The organism is Amycolatopsis sp. 195334CR (genome assembly GCF_017309385.1).
Lineage (GTDB): Bacteria > Actinomycetota > Actinomycetes > Mycobacteriales > Pseudonocardiaceae > Amycolatopsis.
This window is the reverse complement of the sequence record NZ_JAFJMJ010000001.1, coordinates 1,671,825-1,686,528: the sequence shown is the minus strand read 5'-3', so window position 1 is coordinate 1,686,528 and position 14,704 is coordinate 1,671,825. Positions and strand designations below refer to the sequence as shown.

The 14,704-nt window shown below is 72.0% G+C and carries 15 protein-coding genes; 8 read left to right on the top strand and 7 right to left on the bottom strand.

All coding sequences use genetic code 11. The features are described 5' to 3' along the window. Positions 1–16: 16 nt before the first annotated feature. A complete protein-coding gene (locus tag JYK18_RS08180; RefSeq protein ID WP_206804096.1) occupies positions 17–580 on the top strand; it encodes a DUF2537 domain-containing protein in 564 nt (187 codons plus the stop codon). A 322-nt stretch (positions 581–902) separates the two neighbouring features. On the opposite strand, the gene sepH is transcribed toward JYK18_RS08180, so the two are convergent. From sepH to JYK18_RS08165, 3 genes are all read right to left on the bottom strand, one after another. After that, on the bottom strand, positions 903–1,769 hold the full coding sequence (sepH, locus tag JYK18_RS08175) for a septation protein SepH (protein WP_206801522.1): 867 nt from the start codon (positions 1,767–1,769) through the stop codon (positions 903–905). Between the two features lie 207 nt (positions 1,770–1,976). Further along, positions 1,977–3,128 carry a cell wall metabolism sensor histidine kinase WalK gene (locus tag JYK18_RS08170; protein WP_206801521.1) on the bottom strand — a complete coding sequence of 384 codons (1,152 nt, stop codon included), beginning with the start codon at positions 3,126–3,128 and terminating at the stop codon, positions 1,977–1,979. Beyond that, a complete protein-coding gene (locus tag JYK18_RS08165; RefSeq protein WP_206801520.1) occupies positions 3,128–3,784 on the bottom strand; it encodes a response regulator transcription factor in 657 nt (218 codons plus the stop codon). Before JYK18_RS08165 ends, JYK18_RS08170 begins: the two co-directional genes overlap by 1 nt. 169 nt (positions 3,785–3,953) lie before the next feature. On the opposite strand from JYK18_RS08165, the gene JYK18_RS08160 reads away from it, so the two are divergent. The 7 genes from JYK18_RS08160 to serC all read left to right on the top strand — a co-directional run bounded on the left by JYK18_RS08160 (position 3,954) and on the right by serC (position 11,230). Further along, a complete protein-coding gene (locus tag JYK18_RS08160; RefSeq protein WP_206801519.1) occupies positions 3,954–4,490 on the top strand; it encodes a hypothetical protein in 537 nt (178 codons plus the stop codon). Next, a complete protein-coding gene (locus JYK18_RS08155) occupies positions 4,487–5,584 on the top strand; it encodes a peptidoglycan-binding protein (protein WP_206801518.1) in 1,098 nt (365 codons plus the stop codon). The genes JYK18_RS08160 and JYK18_RS08155 overlap by 4 nt, the downstream gene beginning before the upstream one ends. Continuing rightward, entirely contained in the window at positions 5,581–6,273 is a 693-nt protein-coding gene (locus tag JYK18_RS08150; RefSeq protein ID WP_206801517.1) for an ABC transporter ATP-binding protein, read from the top strand. Before JYK18_RS08155 ends, JYK18_RS08150 begins: the two co-directional genes overlap by 4 nt. Before the next feature lie 59 nt (positions 6,274–6,332). Then, positions 6,333–7,466 (top strand): ABC transporter permease, encoded by a 1,134-nt coding sequence (locus JYK18_RS08145; RefSeq protein WP_206804095.1) that lies wholly within the window; start codon positions 6,333–6,335, stop codon positions 7,464–7,466. 99 nt (positions 7,467–7,565) lie between these two features. Beyond that, positions 7,566–8,732: a glycosyltransferase 87 family protein gene (locus JYK18_RS08140; RefSeq protein WP_307795821.1), complete on the top strand. Its 1,167-nt coding sequence runs from the start codon at positions 7,566–7,568 to the stop codon at positions 8,730–8,732. 5 nt (positions 8,733–8,737) lie between these two features. Beyond that, positions 8,738–10,090: a serine hydrolase gene (locus tag JYK18_RS08135; protein WP_206801516.1), complete on the top strand. Its 1,353-nt coding sequence runs from the start codon at positions 8,738–8,740 to the stop codon at positions 10,088–10,090. Positions 10,091–10,102: 12 nt separating this feature from the next. After that, the gene (gene serC, locus JYK18_RS08130; protein WP_206801515.1) at positions 10,103–11,230 is read left to right on the top strand and encodes a phosphoserine transaminase; all 1,128 of its coding nucleotides are present in this window, start codon (positions 10,103–10,105) and stop codon (positions 11,228–11,230) included. 3 nt (positions 11,231–11,233) lie between these two features. On the opposite strand, the gene JYK18_RS08125 is transcribed toward serC, so the two are convergent. The 4 genes from JYK18_RS08125 to JYK18_RS08110 are packed head-to-tail and all read right to left on the bottom strand — an operon-like array spanning position 11,234 to position 14,662. Then, positions 11,234–11,860, bottom strand: a complete 627-nt coding sequence (locus JYK18_RS08125; protein WP_206801514.1) for a response regulator transcription factor — start codon at positions 11,858–11,860, stop codon at positions 11,234–11,236. Further along, positions 11,857–13,053, bottom strand: coding sequence for a sensor histidine kinase (locus tag JYK18_RS08120; protein WP_307795820.1), 1,197 nt, complete (start codon positions 13,051–13,053; stop codon positions 11,857–11,859). The genes JYK18_RS08125 and JYK18_RS08120 overlap by 4 nt, the downstream gene beginning before the upstream one ends. Further along, entirely contained in the window at positions 13,014–13,826 is an 813-nt protein-coding gene (locus JYK18_RS08115) for an ABC transporter permease (protein WP_206801513.1), read from the bottom strand. The genes JYK18_RS08120 and JYK18_RS08115 overlap by 40 nt, the downstream gene beginning before the upstream one ends. Continuing rightward, positions 13,823–14,662, bottom strand: a complete 840-nt coding sequence (locus JYK18_RS08110) for an ABC transporter ATP-binding protein (RefSeq protein WP_242579011.1) — start codon at positions 14,660–14,662, stop codon at positions 13,823–13,825. The genes JYK18_RS08115 and JYK18_RS08110 overlap by 4 nt, the downstream gene beginning before the upstream one ends. Positions 14,663–14,704 lie beyond the last annotated feature (42 nt).

The window sequence follows — 14,704 nt, the reverse complement described above, 5'->3', positions numbered from 1 at the left end:
CGAGAGGCTGGCGAGAGTGGAACTGCGGGTCCGCGGTGAGCGCGCGGTGCTCGGCGAGGAGGTCGATCCGCACAACGTGGCGATCGGCGCGGACCTCGCCGACGCGCTGCACGAGTGGGCCAGGGTCGCCGCCGCCGTCCGTCGCGCCAACGGTGATCGCGAAGCCGCCGCCGTGGTCTCGCAACGCGGGCGCCAGCTGGCCGGCCGGGTCGCCGAGGTGATGGGCACGACGGTCTACTACGTCGACCCGGTGACCGACGCGGGTTCGGTGATCCCTCCTCCGGACGCGCTAGTGCGGAAGCCGGTGCGGCCCGAGGAACCCACCCCGTGGGCGACGGGGTTGACGGTGGCGGCGTTCGTCGGCGTGGTGGTCTTCGTGGCGATGCTGGCGCTGGCGCGGACGCTGGCCGCGGAGACGAGCGGCCTGCTGGCCTTCGTCGCGGCGGTCCTGGTCTCGGCCGGGCTGGCCCCCTCGCTGTGGCTGGGGCGGAAGCTGCCGATCCTGCGCTGGGTCGTCCTGGGCGCGGCGGCGGGCATCGCCTTCTCGTGGATCGGCGTACTGGCCGTGGTCTTCGCCTGACGGGGGCGCCCGATGTGCTGTGAATGTGGCTTTCACAGCGGAATCGGCAGTGAAAGCCACATTCACAGCATCACTGGCTCGGCTGGCGTGCAGGAGGAACTCGTCGAGGCCGAGCCCGATCGCTTCTTCCGGCCCCCGTACGTGGGCCACCGCGGCTGGCTCGGTGTCTACCTCGACGTGGAGGTGGACTGGATCGAACTGGCCGCGGTGGTCACCGAGGCTTATAAGCAGATCGCGGGCTTACAAGCAGATCGCGCCGAAGACGCTCGCGGCGAAGCTCGACTAGCCTCGACGGAGGGTCTCCGAGCGCAGGAACGCGTTCTTACCCGCGCGAAGAGCGGACCCCGAGCAGGACGTCCTCCCACGCGGGCACCGCCGGGTGGCCCTTTTTCTTCTTGGCCGGACGCGGCGCCGCCTTCGCGGCCTCGACCTGCTCTTCGACACCGGGCAGTGCCAAGCCGCCGTCCGCGGTCGCCGACGCGGGCTCCTCTTCGGGCACCTCGGCCACCGGGGCCTCGACCACGGTCTCCTCGACGTCCTCCAGCGCGGGCTGCTCCTCCACCGGCGCCGACGGCCTGCCGAGCGCGTCCACCGCCCGCAGCGAGCGGTAGGCGTTCGGGTCCATCAGCGCCTGCGCGTTCTCGTCCAGCGCGGAGACGGTGCCCCCGTGCGCACCCGGCGCGAAGCACCAGTGCGCGCGGTTGTCCGAGCGGCCGGTCTGCCAGTTCAGGCCGACCACCCACTTGCCGTCCTCGCCCTTCCACGAGTCCCAGCTGGCGTTCGTGTAGTCCTGGCCGAACACGCCGAACGCGTAGGCCACCACCTCGCCGAGCGTCTGCACGTCCGGGCCGTCTTCGCGGACCGGGTGCGCGGCCTGGGCCATCTCCGCCGTGCGCGAGCGCTCCAGCAGCACCGGGTAGGCGAACCGCTCCACGCGCGCGACCGGGATGCCGCCGCTGTTGGCTACCTGTTCGACGGACTCCCCGGCCCGGATCCTGGCCTGGATCTCGCGTGGACGCATCTGGCTCTCCAGCTCGATTTCGATCTGCCCCAGTCGCGTGATGTCGCCGCGGGCGGCCGCCCGCAGTCGTTCGTCGGCGGGCAGCAGGAAGCGCTCACCGCGGGCCGTGTCTTCGCACACGATGGACCGGCCGTCCTCGTGCAACCCGACCACCCTCAGCGCTCGCATCTTCCTCGCCTCCCCGCTGCTCTCCACTCCGTCAATCCCACGGCCGAACCCGTTCCGCACGAGGAACACTCGTGTGGGTGTCCAGGCTACTTCGGCGCGTCGGCTTGACGCGGTAGGCGCGCCGATGCATGACCGACTCTGTTCACTTCTTTCGATGATCTTGCCCGATGGTCCGCCCGGAACCGAGCCGACACGCGGAGTGACCGATCATCTCGATTCCGGTAACCAAACCCCGGTGACCAGGCCACCGGACTCGGCGGGCTGGGCGTAGACGCTGCCGTCGTGCGCCTGGGCCACGGACCGGACGATGGACAGGCCGAGCCCGGCGCCCTTCGCGCCGCTGGTGCGTTCGTGGTCAAGCCGCCGGAACGGTTCGAACAACGCGGGAATGGCGTCGGCGCGGATCACCGGGCCGGTGTTCTGCACGGTCAGCGCCGGGTTGCGGCCGACGCGCACGTGCACCGTGCCGCCGGGCCGGTTGTACCGGATGGCGTTCTCCACCAGGTTCGTGGCGAGGCGTTCGAGCAGCACCGGATCACCGGCCACGGTCCGCTCGGCCAGTTCGGTGGTGACCTCCACCTCGTGCTCGGCGGCCAGCGGGGCCAGCGCGCGCACCACGTTCGACGCGACCTCGGCCAGCTGCACCGGCACCCGGCTCGGCAGCCCGCGATCGCTGCGGGCCAGCGTGAGCAGGCCCTCGATCATCCGCTCGCTGCGCTCGTTGGTGTGCAGCAGGTGCTCGCCGAGCCGCCGCACCTGCGGGGTGACGTCCGGATCGGCCAGCGCCACCTCGATCAGCGTGCGCTGCACGGCCAGCGGGGTGCGCAGCTCGTGCGAGGCGTTGGCGACGAACCGCCGCTGGCTGTCGAACGAGCCGGCCAGCCGGTCGAGCATCTGGTCGAAGGTGTCGGCCAGGTCCTTCAGCTCGTCGGACGGGCCGTCCAGGTTGATCCGCCGGTCCAGGTTCTCCGCGCCGAGCTTGCGCGCGGCCGAGGTGACCTCGTGCACCGGGCGCAGCACCCGGCTCGCGGTCAGCCAGCCCAGCAGCACGGCCAGCGCGGCGGCGATCACCAGCGCGATGCCCGACTGCAGCAGCAGGGTGGCCAGGGTCGAATCGCGGTACTCGTCGAGCGAGGTGCTGACCACCTCGATCGTCGGCGTGGTGGGGTACACCTGCGTGTCGGACGGGACGGCGGGCCCTCGGGCGGCCACGGCCGCGGTGGCGAACGGTTGCGTGGCCGGCAGCGTGGTGCTGACCAGCAGGTAGTTGATCAGCAGCAGGGCGACCCCGGTGAGCAGGAACAACCCGCCGTAGAGCGCGGTCAGCTTGGTCCGGACGGACAGGCGCAGCCCGGTCATCAGCCGAACCGGTAGCCGGCGCCGGGCACCGTCTCGATCAGCCCCGGCGCGCCGAGCTTGCGCCGCAGGGTCATCACCGCGACCCGCACCGCGTTGGTGAACGGGTCGGCGTGCTCGTCCCACGCCTTCTCCAGCAGTTCCTCGGCGCTGACGACGGCGCCCTCGGCCCGCATGAGCACTTCGAGCACGGCGAACTCCTTCGGTGACAACGGCAGGAACCGCCCGTCCCTGGCGGCCTGGTGGCGGGGCAGGTCCAGCACCACGCCACCGGCTTCGAGCACCGGGGGCAGCGCCGGCCGGGCCCGCCGCGACAGCGCCTGCACGCGGGCGACCAGTTCGGCGAAGGCGAACGGCTTGGTCAGGTAGTCGTCGGCACCGAGGCCGAGCCCGGTGACCCGGTCCTCCACCTCGGCCGCCGCGGTCAGCATCAGCACCCGCGCCACCCCGCCGCTGCCCAGCACCGCGCGGCACACCTCGTCGCCGTGCACCACCGGGAGGTCCCGGTCGAGCACCACCACGTCGTAGTCGTGCACACCGATCCGCTCCAGCGCCTGTCCGCCGTCGTAGCAGACGTCCACCGCCATGGACAGCCTGCGCAGTCCTTCGGCGACGGTGTCCGCCAGCAGCCGTTCGTCCTCGACGACGAGCACCCGCACCCAGGGCCTCCCTCTTCCACTCGGACGCACAGTTTCCTTCAAGTGGGGATAAGGGGGAGATAAACGACTTCGCTTAACGGGTGCAGATCACCGGATCCGTAGAACTTCGGCCACCGGGCGGGGTCGTTCGTCGGGGGCGGCCCCGCCCCAGCACCCGGAAGGAGAAGGCATGAGGTTCAGGTACGGGCTGGTGCTCGTGGCGGCGGCGTTCTCGCTGACCGCCTGCGGGGGTGGGGACGACCCCGGTGGTGACGGGGTGGCCAGCCTCAACGGTTCGAACGGGCAGAACAGCCAGGCCCCCGAGGCGGCGGCCGACGACGAGTTCACCCAGGACGAGCAGCTCGCCTTCGCCCGCTGCATGCGGGAGAACGGCGTCGACATGCCGGACCCGGTCGACGGCAAGATCATGATCGAGGCGGCGGGCGGGCCGGAGGAGATGGCGAAGGCGGAGAAGGCGAACGAAGCCTGCCGCCACCTGCTGCCCAACGGCGGCGTGCCCCAGCCGCCGACGCCCGAAGAGCTGGACAAGATGCGCAAGATGGCGCAGTGCTTCCGGGACAACGGCATCGACGTGCCGGACCCGGACCCGCAGAACCCCGGCATGGCCCTGCCGAGCCTCGATCCGCAGGACCCCAAGATGCAGAAGGCCATGGAAGCGTGTGCCGGTGACGGGATGCCCGCGATGCGCGCGGTGCCTGCCGGATGAGCGAGATCGAACAGGTGCGCCGCTCCCGGCGCACGCGGTGGCTGCTGGCGGCGCTGGCCGGGGTGGCGGTGCTCGGCACCGGCGCGACCGTGGTGGTGGCCAGGGTCGCCGCCGGATCGGCCGGCGAAGGCCCGCCCGCCGCGGCGCCGGTGGAAACGGCCGAGGTGACCAGGACCGATCTCGCCGAACAGGAGACCATGGACGGCACGCTCGGCTACGGCGCCGAACGCGAGATCGCCGGGCGCAAACCGGGCACGATCACCTGGCTGCCCAACGCCGGTGACGTGGTCGACCGGGGTGAGCCGGTGTACAAGGTGGACGACAAGCCGGTGCCGCTGTTCGCCGGCTCGATCCCGTTCTACCGGGACCTGGCCGAGGGCGTGGGCAACGGCCCGGACGTGAAGGTGCTCGAAGAGAACCTGCGTGACCTGGGGTTCGGCGGCTTCGGCAAACCGGACGAGAAGTTCACCGCGGCCACCGCCACCGCCGTCCGCAAGTGGCAGAAGTCGTTGAAGCTGGAGGAAACCGGCACGCTCACGCCCGCCGACGTGGTGGTGGACACCGGTTCGCTGCGGGTCGGCACGGTGAGCGCGAAGCTCGGCGGCGAGGGCACCGGCCCGCTGCTCAAGGGGACCGGCACCGAGCGCGTGGTCACCGTGGAGGTGGAGGTGGCCAAGCAGGGGCTGCTCAAGGTCGGCGACAAGGTGGACCTGTCGATCGCCGGTGGCAAGCAGGTCAAGGGCACCGTCTCGGCGGTCGGCACCGAGGTCGAGTCCGATTCCGGCGAGGAGAACGGCCCCGGCGGGCAGGACAAGCCGAAGGTCGCCGTCACGGTGAAGCCGGACGATCCGGCCACCGCGGGCTTCGACTCGGCGCCGGTCGAGGTGGTGGTGACCACCGGCCAGCGAGAGGGCGTGCTGACCGTGCCGGTCGGGGCACTGCTCGCGCTCGCCGAGGGCGGTTACGCGGTGGAGGTCGTCGAGGGCGCGCAACGGCGGCTGGTGGCGGTCGATCCCGGGTTGTTCGCCGGCGGCCGGGTGGAGGTCACCGGGAACGGGCTGGCCGAAGGCGCCAAGGTGGTGACCACCTCATGAGCCCGGTGCTCGCCGTGCACGGCGCCGGGCGCACCTATCCCGGTGGGGTGCGGGCGCTCCGCGAGGTCTCGCTGTCCATTGAGGACGGAGAGATGGTGGCCATCGCCGGGCCGTCCGGGTCCGGCAAGTCCACCCTGCTGCAGTTGATGGGCACGCTGGACCGGCCGACCAGCGGCCGCGTCGAGGTGGGCGGGCTGGACGTGGCCGAGCTGTCGGACCGGCAGCTCTCCGCGTTGCGCTCGGCCTGGATCGGCTTCGTCTTCCAGCAGTTCTTCCTCAACGACGGGGTGTCCGCGGTGGACAACGTGGCCACCGGCCTGCTGTACGCGGGCGTGCCGAGGCGGCAGCGCCGGGAGCGGGCGATGGCCGCGCTCGACCGCGTCCACCTCGCGCACCGCGCCGGGCACCTGCCGAGCGAGTTGTCCGGTGGGGAACGGCAGCGCGTGGCGATCGCCAGGGCGGTGGTCAACCGCCCGATGATCCTGCTCGCCGACGAGCCGACCGGGAACCTGGACACCGAGAACGGCGCGTCCGTGCTGCGGTTGCTCGCCGAACTGAGCGGTGACGGCACCACGGTCGTGCTGATCACGCACGACCGCGACATCGCGGCCGGGGCACCACGCCGGATCGACGTGCTCGACGGCACGATCCGGCTGGACACCGGGACCCCGATCGGAGCAGCGCGGTGAAGCCGCCGTCACCCGCCCGGCTCGGCCCGGTGGACCTGCTCTCGCTCGGCTCGCACGGGATGCGCACGCGGCCGTTGCGCGCGGTGCTCTCCGCGCTGGGCATCGCGATCGGCATCGCCGCGATGGTCTCGGTGCTGGCGATCCCGGAGTCCAGCGCCAAGGCGTTGCAGGACCAGCTGGCCGCGCTCGGCACCAACCTGCTGCGCGCGGAACCGGGGCAGACCCTGTTCGGCGAGGACGCCGTGCTGCCCGACACCGCGGTGCCGATGGCCCAGCGGATCGGGCCGGTGGACGGCGCCGCGGCCACCGGCAACACCGGGGAAACGGTGCGCCGCACGGACAAGGTGCCCGAGTCGGAGACCTCCGGGTTGTCCGTGCTGGCGGCGAACCCGGACCTGCTGGGCCTGCTGGAGGGCAGCCTGAAGGCGGGGGAGTTCCTGGGCGCGGCCAACGCCGAGTACCCGGTCGTGGTGCTCGGTTCGGTCGCGGCCACGAGGCTCGGCATCGACCGGGTGGACGCGCAGCACCGGCCACAGGTGTGGATCGGCGACAAGTGGTTCACCGTGGTCGGCATCCTCGACCCGATGCCGCTGGCCACCGAGATCGAGCGCGCGGCACTGGTCGGCTGGCCCGCCGCGCAGCGCCACCTCGGGTTCGACGGGCACCCCAGCACGGTCTACGTCCGGGCCGAGGAGTCGCGTTTGGACAGTGTGCGGCAGGTGCTGGCGGCGACGCTGAACCCGGCGCACCCGGAGGAGGTCAAGGTGAGCAGGCCGTCCGACGCGATCGAGGCGCAGCGGCTCACCGAGAACACCTACAGCGCGCTGTTCCTCGGGCTCGGCGGGGTCGCACTGCTGGTCGGCGGGGTCGGGGTGGCCAACACGATGGTGATCTCGGTGCTCGAACGCCGCCGGGAGATCGGCCTGCGGCGGGCGCTCGGGGCCACGCGCGGGCAGGTGCGGGGGCAGTTCCTCACCGAGTCGATGCTGTTGTCCGGGCTCGGTGGTGCCTGCGGGGTGCTGCTCGGGGTGCTGGCCACGGCCGGGTACTCGCTGAGCCAGGACTGGCCCGCGGTGCTGCCGGTCCCGGCGTTGCTGGGCGGGGTCGGGGTGGCCGCCGTGGTCGGCGCGGTGGCGGGTGCCTACCCGGCCATGCGGGCCGCCCGCCTACCCCCCACCCAAGCGCTCGCCTGAGTGCAGTGAATGTGGCTTTCACTGCGAATTCCGCAGTGAAAGCCACATTCACTGCACATCGGCGCGGGCCGGCCGAGGGGCGTCGTGTTGGATGGCCGGGTGACGCGCAGCATCGAATCCGGCAGCACCGGCCGCCGCACGCTGGTCGCGCTGGTGGCCGTCGAACTGGTGCTGCTGGCCGTGGTGCTGGTGTGGAAGCGGCTCGACGGGCTCGACCTGGACGTCTACCGCAACGGCGCGGAGGCCTTCTTCACCAGCGGTGACCCGTACGGCCCGCTCCCGCCGACGCGCAACGGGACCTGGCTCCCGTTCACCTACCCGCCGTTCGCCGCGATCGCCTTCGCGCCGCTGGTGGTGCTGCCGCACGGCCTGGTGCTGGTGGCGATCACCGTGGTCGGCGTGCTCGCGCTCGGTGCCGTGCTCGCCCTGAGCCTGGCCCCCTACCAGCCTCGGCTGCTCGCCGCCGGGGCCGCGGTGCTGGCCGTGCAGACGGTCGCGCTGCTCAGCGAGCCGGTCCGCGCCACGCTCGGTTTCGGCCAGATCAACCTGGTGCTGATGCTGATGGTCGCGGTGGACCTGCTGGCCGTCCGCCGCGGTCGCGGGGTGCTGCTCGGCATCGCCGCCGCGGTCAAGCTGACCCCGGCCGCCTTCGTCCTGGTCCTGCTGCTGGAGAAGGACTTCAAGGCGGCGGGCCGGGCGGTGGCGGCGTTCGCGGGCTGTGTGGCCGCCGCCTGGCTGCTCTCCCCGTCGGCCTCGGTGCACTACTGGACCGAGCTGGTCTTCGCCGGGGAGCGGATCGGCGATCCCGGGTACATCGGCAACCAGTCGCTGCGCGGGATGATCGCCCGCTTCGGCTGGGAACCCGGGGTGCAGAGCCTGGTCTGGCAGATCGCCGTGGTGGTCGTGCTGGCGGTGACCGCACTGGTGGTGCGCCGGGCCCTGGTGGCCGGGAACCGCGTGCTCGCGATGCTCGCCTGCGCGCTGGGCGCCCTGCTGATGTCGCCGGTCTCCTGGACCCACCACTGGGTGTGGAGCGGTCCGGTGGTCGGGCTGCTGGTGGTGCTGGCCTGGCGTGACCGCGACCGGGTGCGGCAGGTGGTACTGCTGGCGCTCGCCGCGCTGTCCGTGTACGTGTTCGTGGACAGTCCACTGTGGAACAACCGGGACGTGTGGCCGCTCCGCGAGAGCTACGTGCTGCTCGGCGCGCTCCTGCTGGGCGCGCTCGCGTGGGTCGCTCGAAGTTGTCGGACCGCACGGGCAGAATGACGGCCATGCTGCCTACCACCGAGTTCGCCCTGCTGCGCCGCATCGCCACGGAGCAGTCCGCCAACCGCGCGCCGTCACTGGTCGCGGCCGTCGTCCGCGACGGGGAGATCGTCTGGTCGGGTGCGCGCGGCACGGTCGGCGGCGAGGCCCCGGACGAGGACACCCAGTACCGCCTCGGCTCGATCACCAAGTCCATCGTCGCCGCCGAGGTGCTGCGCCTGCGCGACGAGGGCAAGCTCGACCTGACCGACGCGCTGGACAAGCACGTGCCGGGCACCGCGCTCGGCGGGCAGACCGTGGCGCAGCTGCTCTCGCACACCGGCGGCGTCACCGCCGAATCGCCCGGTTCCTGGTGGGAGCGCAGCGAAGGCGGTGACTGGGCCGCGCTCGACGCCAGCCTGGGCGCCGACGAGATCAAGCTGCGCCCCGGCGCCCGGTTCCACTACTCCAACGTCGGCTACGGCGTGCTCGGCGAGCTGATCGCGCGCCTGCGCGGCACCACCTGGCTGGACGCGCTGCGCACCGGCATCCTGAACCCGCTCGGCATGACCAGGACCAGCCCGCACCCGGAGGGCAAGCACGCCGAGGGCTTCGCCGTGCACCCGTTCGCCGACGTGCTGCTGCCCGAGCCCTCGCCGGACGCCGGGGCGATGGCGCCGGCCGGCCAGCTCTGGGCCACCGTGCGCGACCTGGCCACCTGGACCGCGTTCGTCGGCGGGCGCACCGGTGAGGTGCTGCGTCCGGAGACCGTGGCCGAGATGCGGGAGATGGCCGCCGTCGACGACGGTGACGCCTGGACCGTCGGGTACGGCCTCGGCTTCCAGGTGCTCCGCCACAACGGGCGGCGCCTCGCCGGGCACACCGGTTCGATGCCCGGCTTCCTGGCCACCACGCTGATCGACCCGGCCACCCAGACCGGCGCGCTGGCGATGACCAACACCACCTCCGGCGTGGCGATCCTGTCGCTCGCGGTCGACCTGCTCACCATCGCCGACGACTACGAGCCCCGGCTGCCCGCCGAGTGGCGGCCGTCCGAGGTGGCGCCCGAGCTGCTCGCGCTGACCGGCCTCTGGCACTGGGGCCCGACGCCGTACCACCTGCGCGTGCTGCCCGGCGGCTGGCTGGACCTGAGCCCGGCGGCCGGATCCGGTCGCGCCTCGCGGTTCCGGCCGCAGGAGGACGGCACCTGGATCGGCCTCGACGGCTACTACACCGGCGAGACGCTGCGTGTGGTCAAGAACACCGAAGGTGCGGTGACCCACCTCGACCTGGCCACCTTCGTGTTCACCCGCACGCCGTACGACCCGGCGGTCCCGGTACCCGGCGGGGTGGACCCGAAGGGCTGGCGGATCGGGTGAGAGACTGCGCACATGACCGACGTCGCAGCGTTGACCATTCCGGAAGACCTCAAGCCCGCTGACGGCCGCTTCGGCTGCGGACCGTCCAAGGTGCGCGCCGAGCAGCTCGCCCACCTGGCCTCCGAAGGGGCGGCGCTGCTGGGCACCTCCCACCGCCAGAAGCCGGTGAAGTCACTGGTCGGCCGGGTGCGCGCGGGGCTGAGCGAGCTGTTCTCGCTGCCCGACGGCTACGAGGTGGTGCTGGGCAACGGCGGCACCACGGCGTTCTGGGACGCGGCCGCGTTCGGCCTGGTCCGCGAGCGCGCCCAGCACTTCACCTACGGCGAGTTCTCCGCGAAGTTCGCCACGGTGACCAAGGGCGCGCCGTTCCTGGCCGACCCGATCGTGGTCAAGTCGGACCCGGGCACCGCGCCGGAGATCGCCTACCAGGCCGGGGCGGACCTGGTCGGCTGGGCGCACAACGAGACCTCGACCGGGGTCGCCGTGCCGGTGCGCCGCCCCGAGGGCAGCGACGGCGCGCTGGTCGCGATCGACGCCACCTCGGGCGCCGGTGGGCTGCCGGTCAAGGCCGAGGACTTCGACGTGTACTACTTCGCGCCGCAGAAGTCCTTCGCCTCCGACGGTGGCCTGTGGCTGGCCCTGATGTCGCCCGCCGCGGTCGAGCGGGTCGGCGAGGTCGGCGGCTCGGACCGCTGGATCCCCGAGTTCCTGTCGCTGACCACGGCGCTGGACAACTCGCGCAAGGACCAGACCTACAACACCCCGTCGGTGGCCACGCTGTTCCTGCTGGCCGACCAGATCGAGTGGATGCTGGGCAACGGCGGTCTCGAGTGGACCACCTCGCGCACGGCCGAGTCCTCGACCCGGCTGTACCAGTGGGCCGAGAAGACCTCGTACACCACGCCGTTCGTGACCGACCCGGCGCTGCGCTCGCAGGTGGTCGGCACGGTCGACTTCACCGACGAGGTGGACGCCGCCGCGGTGGCGAAGGTGCTGCGGGCCAACGGCATCGTCGACGTCGAGCCGTACCGGAAGCTCGGCCGGAACCAGCTGCGCGTTGGCATGTTCCCGGCCATCGACCCGGACGACATCACCAAGCTCACCCAGTCCGTCGAGTGGGTCGTCGACCACCTGTCCTGAGCTTCAGCAGGGCGGGAGCAGCCCGAGCGACATCGCCGTCGTGACGGCTGCCGTGCGGTCGGAGACGTCCAGCTTGCCGAACACGCGCAGCAGGTGCGTCTTCACCGTGGCCTCGCTGATGTGCAGGTCCCGCCCGATCTCGGCGTTCGTGTGGCCCTTGGCCACCAGGCGCAGCACCTCCACCTCCCGCGGCGAAAGCTGCGGGCCGGTGGGGGTGCGCACCTGCTTCACCAGCCGTCCGGCGACCGACGGGGCCAGCACGGTCTCGCCCCGGGCGGCGGCCCGGATCGCCCCGGCCAGCTCGGCGCGCGACGCGTCCTTGAGCAGGTAGCCCGCCGCCCCCGCTTCGACCGCCCGCAGGATGTCGGCGTCGGTCTCGTAGGTGGTCAGCACGACAACCCGCCTCGACGGATCGGCCCGCAGGATCTGGCGGGTCGCGCCGACCCCGTCCAGCCCGGGCATGCGCAGGTCCATCAGCACCACGTCGGGTTCCTTGACCCGGCTCTGCGCCACCGCCTCGTCGCCGGAACCCGCCTCGCCGACCACGGTCAGGTCCGGTTCGGTGTCGAGCATGCCGCGCAGGCCCTCCCGCACCACGGGGTGGTCGTCCACCAGCAGGATCCGGATCACCCCGGCACCTCCACCACCAGCTCCGTCCCGCCTCTTTCGCCACAGTGGACGGTCAGCTCACCGCCCACCTGCTGTGCCCTGGCCCGCATCCCGGCCAGGCCGTAACCGGCGGCCGGCGCGTCCGGGTCGAAGCCGACGCCGTCGTCCCACACGCTCAACCGGACCAGTCCATCCACAATAGACAAACTCAGCGCCACGGTGGTGGCGTGCGCGTGCCGCCGGGTGTTGTGCAGTGCCTCCTGCGTGGCCCGCAGCAGCACCACTTCCGCGGCGGTGGGCAGTTTCGGCAGGCCGTCGTCGATCCGGCAGGTGACGGTCAGCGCCGTTTCGTCGGCCAGCCGGTCCGCCTGCCGCCGCACCGCGTCGGCCAGCGTGCCCGCGGCGAGCGCGGACGGGGTCAGCGCGGCGACCATCGACCGCGCCTCGTCGAGGTTCTCGCGCGCGGTCCGCGCGGTCAGCTCCAGGTGCCGCCGCGCCGCCGCCGGATCGGTGTCCAATTCGGACTCGATGGCCTGCACCAGCGCCACGATGCTGGTGAACCCCTGTGCCAGCGTGTCGTGGATTTCCCTGGCCAGCCGTTCGCGCTCGGCGGCGGTGCCCGCCTCGTGCGACAGCCGCGCCACCTCCGACCGGCTGGCCGCCAGCCGTTCGATCAGCAGCGCCTGTTCTTCCTTCTGCTGGGCGATGCGGTGGATGAACAAGCCGAGCATCACCGCCAGCGAGCAGAAGATCACCCCGGCCGGAATGGTGCTGGCGAGCTGTTCGGAGAGGTCATCACCGTCGCTGAGCGAGATCGCGCCCGGCACGAAGCTGATCAGCACCACCGCGACCACCGCCACGCGCAGCGGCAGCAGCCAGAACACCTGCGAGATGATCGACGGTGAGGCCCAGGCGGCGTCCGGCACCAGCAGCATCGCGCCGAAGAAGCAGGCGAGCACCCCGGCCACGGCGACCGCGCCCACCCGCGGCGTCACGTCACCGCCGGACCGGACGAGGTGCCGGTGCCCGAACCACCAGTACCAGCCGAACCCGGCCACCAGCAGTGCGGAAGCGCCCAGCTTGGCCCGAAGCGTCGGCTCGTCCTGCAACTGCAACGCGACCAGCCCGGCGATCAGCACGAACAGGTAGAACAACTCCCAGTACCGCAGGAGCTTCAGTTCGACCGGTTGCTCCAGCGGAAGGTCACCAGGCACAGCACCAGTCCCGCCACGCACCACGCGCTCAGCACTCCCGCGGTCAGTCCCAGTTCCCATTTCCCCGCCATTTCGTAGGCCGCCATCTCGTCCGGCAGGAACACCGAGCGTAAGCCCTGGCAGATCCACTTCACCGGGAACAACGAGGACACCGCGGTCATCGCGGCGGGCAGCTGGGAGATCATCACGAACACCCCGGAGGTGAACTGCAGGCCGAGGAAGACGATCTGGGTGGCCGCGGAAGCGCCGTTCACGCCCTTGGCCGCCCCGCTGACCGCGATGCCGAGCAGGCCGCAGCCGATCACGCCGAGGCCGAACACCCAGGCGAAGGTCAGCCAGTCCACCGGGTCCGACGGTAACCGGACGTCGAACAGCAGCACGCCGACCACCAGCATCACGATCACCTCGGCCACGCTGGCCACCGCGACCAGGATCAGCTTGCCGATGAAGTAGCTGGTGGCGGGCATCGGCGTGCCGCGCAGCCGCTTCAGCGTGCCGTCCTCGCGGTCGAGCGCGACGCCGGTGCCCATCGACACGAACGAGGTGGAGATGATCCCGGCGCCGACCATGCTGGCCGCGAACACCTGGCTGGAGGTCACCCCGGTGCCCGGCAGCGTCTCCCCGAAGATCGAGCCGAGCAGGACCAGCAGGAAGGCGGGCAGGGAGAAGGTGAAGATGACAAATTCCTTCTGCCGGAAGAACTGCCGCAGTTCGGCCGCGCCGCGGGCCAGGCCGATCGACAGGGTGCCCGGCAGGGCGGTGGCGGTGCTCATGCGCGTGGTCCGATCAGCTCGAGGTAGGTGTCTTCCAGGCTCGGCCGGGTGACCGTCAGGCCGTCGAGCTCCCCACCCCCAGCGGAGAGCTCGCGGATCAACGCGGTCGGTGTGGCGGTGCGGCGCTCCTGCGGGCCGTCCGCGTCCTGCCAGCGCACGGTGGCCTGGGCGCCGGCGCGACCGCCGAGCGTGGCCGGGGTGCCCTCGGCGACGATGCGGCCGTTCGCGATCACCGCGACGCGGTTCGCCAGCGCCTCGGCTTCGTCGAGGTAGTGGGTGGTGAGCAGGATCGTGGTGCCGTCGAGTGCGAGCAGCCGGATCAGCTCCCAGAACTGGCGGCGGGCCTCGGGATCGAAGCCGGTGGTCGGCTCGTCGAGGAACAGCAGCTCGGGGCGGCCGATGATGCCGAGCGCGACGTCCAGCCGCCGCCGCTGCCCGCCGGAGAGCGACTTCACCCGCGCGCCCGCCTTCTCGGTCAGCCCGACCTGCTTGATCACCTCCTCGGCCTCCCGCGGGTTCGGGTAGTACCGCGCGTAGTGCCGCACGGACTCGGCCACGGTCAGCTCGGCCGCGTCGGTCGCGGTCTGCAGCACCATGCCGAGCCGTGCGCGCCAGGTCCGGTCACCGCGGCCGGGGTCGACGCCGAGCACGCTGGCCTCGCCCGCGGTCCGGCGGCGGTGCCCCTCCAGGATCTCCACCGTGGTTGTCTTCCCGGCCCCGTTCGGGCCGAGCAGGGCGAAGACCTCGCCCCGCCGGATGTCGAGATCGATGCCGTCGACGGCCGTGTGGCCGGGGTACTCCTTGCGCAGCCCGCGCACGCTCACCGCTACTTCCATGCGGTTCAGCCTCGCCGACGGAACACCCGCGCGGAACGGTCG

Bases quoted from the DNA above. Each gene is read 5' to 3' on its own strand.
- sepH (WP_206801522.1), bottom strand. From the start codon at position 1,769: ATGCGAGCGCTGAGGGTGGTCGGGTTGCACGAGGACGGCCGGTCCATC.
- JYK18_RS08170 (WP_206801521.1), bottom strand. From the start codon at position 3,128: ATGACCGGGCTGCGCCTGTCCGTCCGGACCAAGCTGACCGCGCTCTAC.
- JYK18_RS08160 (WP_206801519.1), top strand. From the start codon at position 3,954: ATGAGGTTCAGGTACGGGCTGGTGCTCGTGGCGGCGGCGTTCTCGCTG.
- JYK18_RS08155 (WP_206801518.1), top strand. From the start codon at position 4,487: ATGAGCGAGATCGAACAGGTGCGCCGCTCCCGGCGCACGCGGTGGCTG.
- JYK18_RS08150 (WP_206801517.1), top strand. From the start codon at position 5,581: ATGAGCCCGGTGCTCGCCGTGCACGGCGCCGGGCGCACCTATCCCGGT.
- JYK18_RS08145 (WP_206804095.1), top strand. From the start codon at position 6,333: ATGCGCACGCGGCCGTTGCGCGCGGTGCTCTCCGCGCTGGGCATCGCG.
- JYK18_RS08135 (WP_206801516.1), top strand. From the start codon at position 8,738: ATGCTGCCTACCACCGAGTTCGCCCTGCTGCGCCGCATCGCCACGGAG.
- serC (WP_206801515.1), top strand. From the start codon at position 10,103: ATGACCGACGTCGCAGCGTTGACCATTCCGGAAGACCTCAAGCCCGCT.
- JYK18_RS08115 (WP_206801513.1), bottom strand. From the start codon at position 13,826: ATGAGCACCGCCACCGCCCTGCCGGGCACCCTGTCGATCGGCCTGGCC.
- JYK18_RS08110 (WP_242579011.1), bottom strand. From the start codon at position 14,662: ATGGAAGTAGCGGTGAGCGTGCGCGGGCTGCGCAAGGAGTACCCCGGC.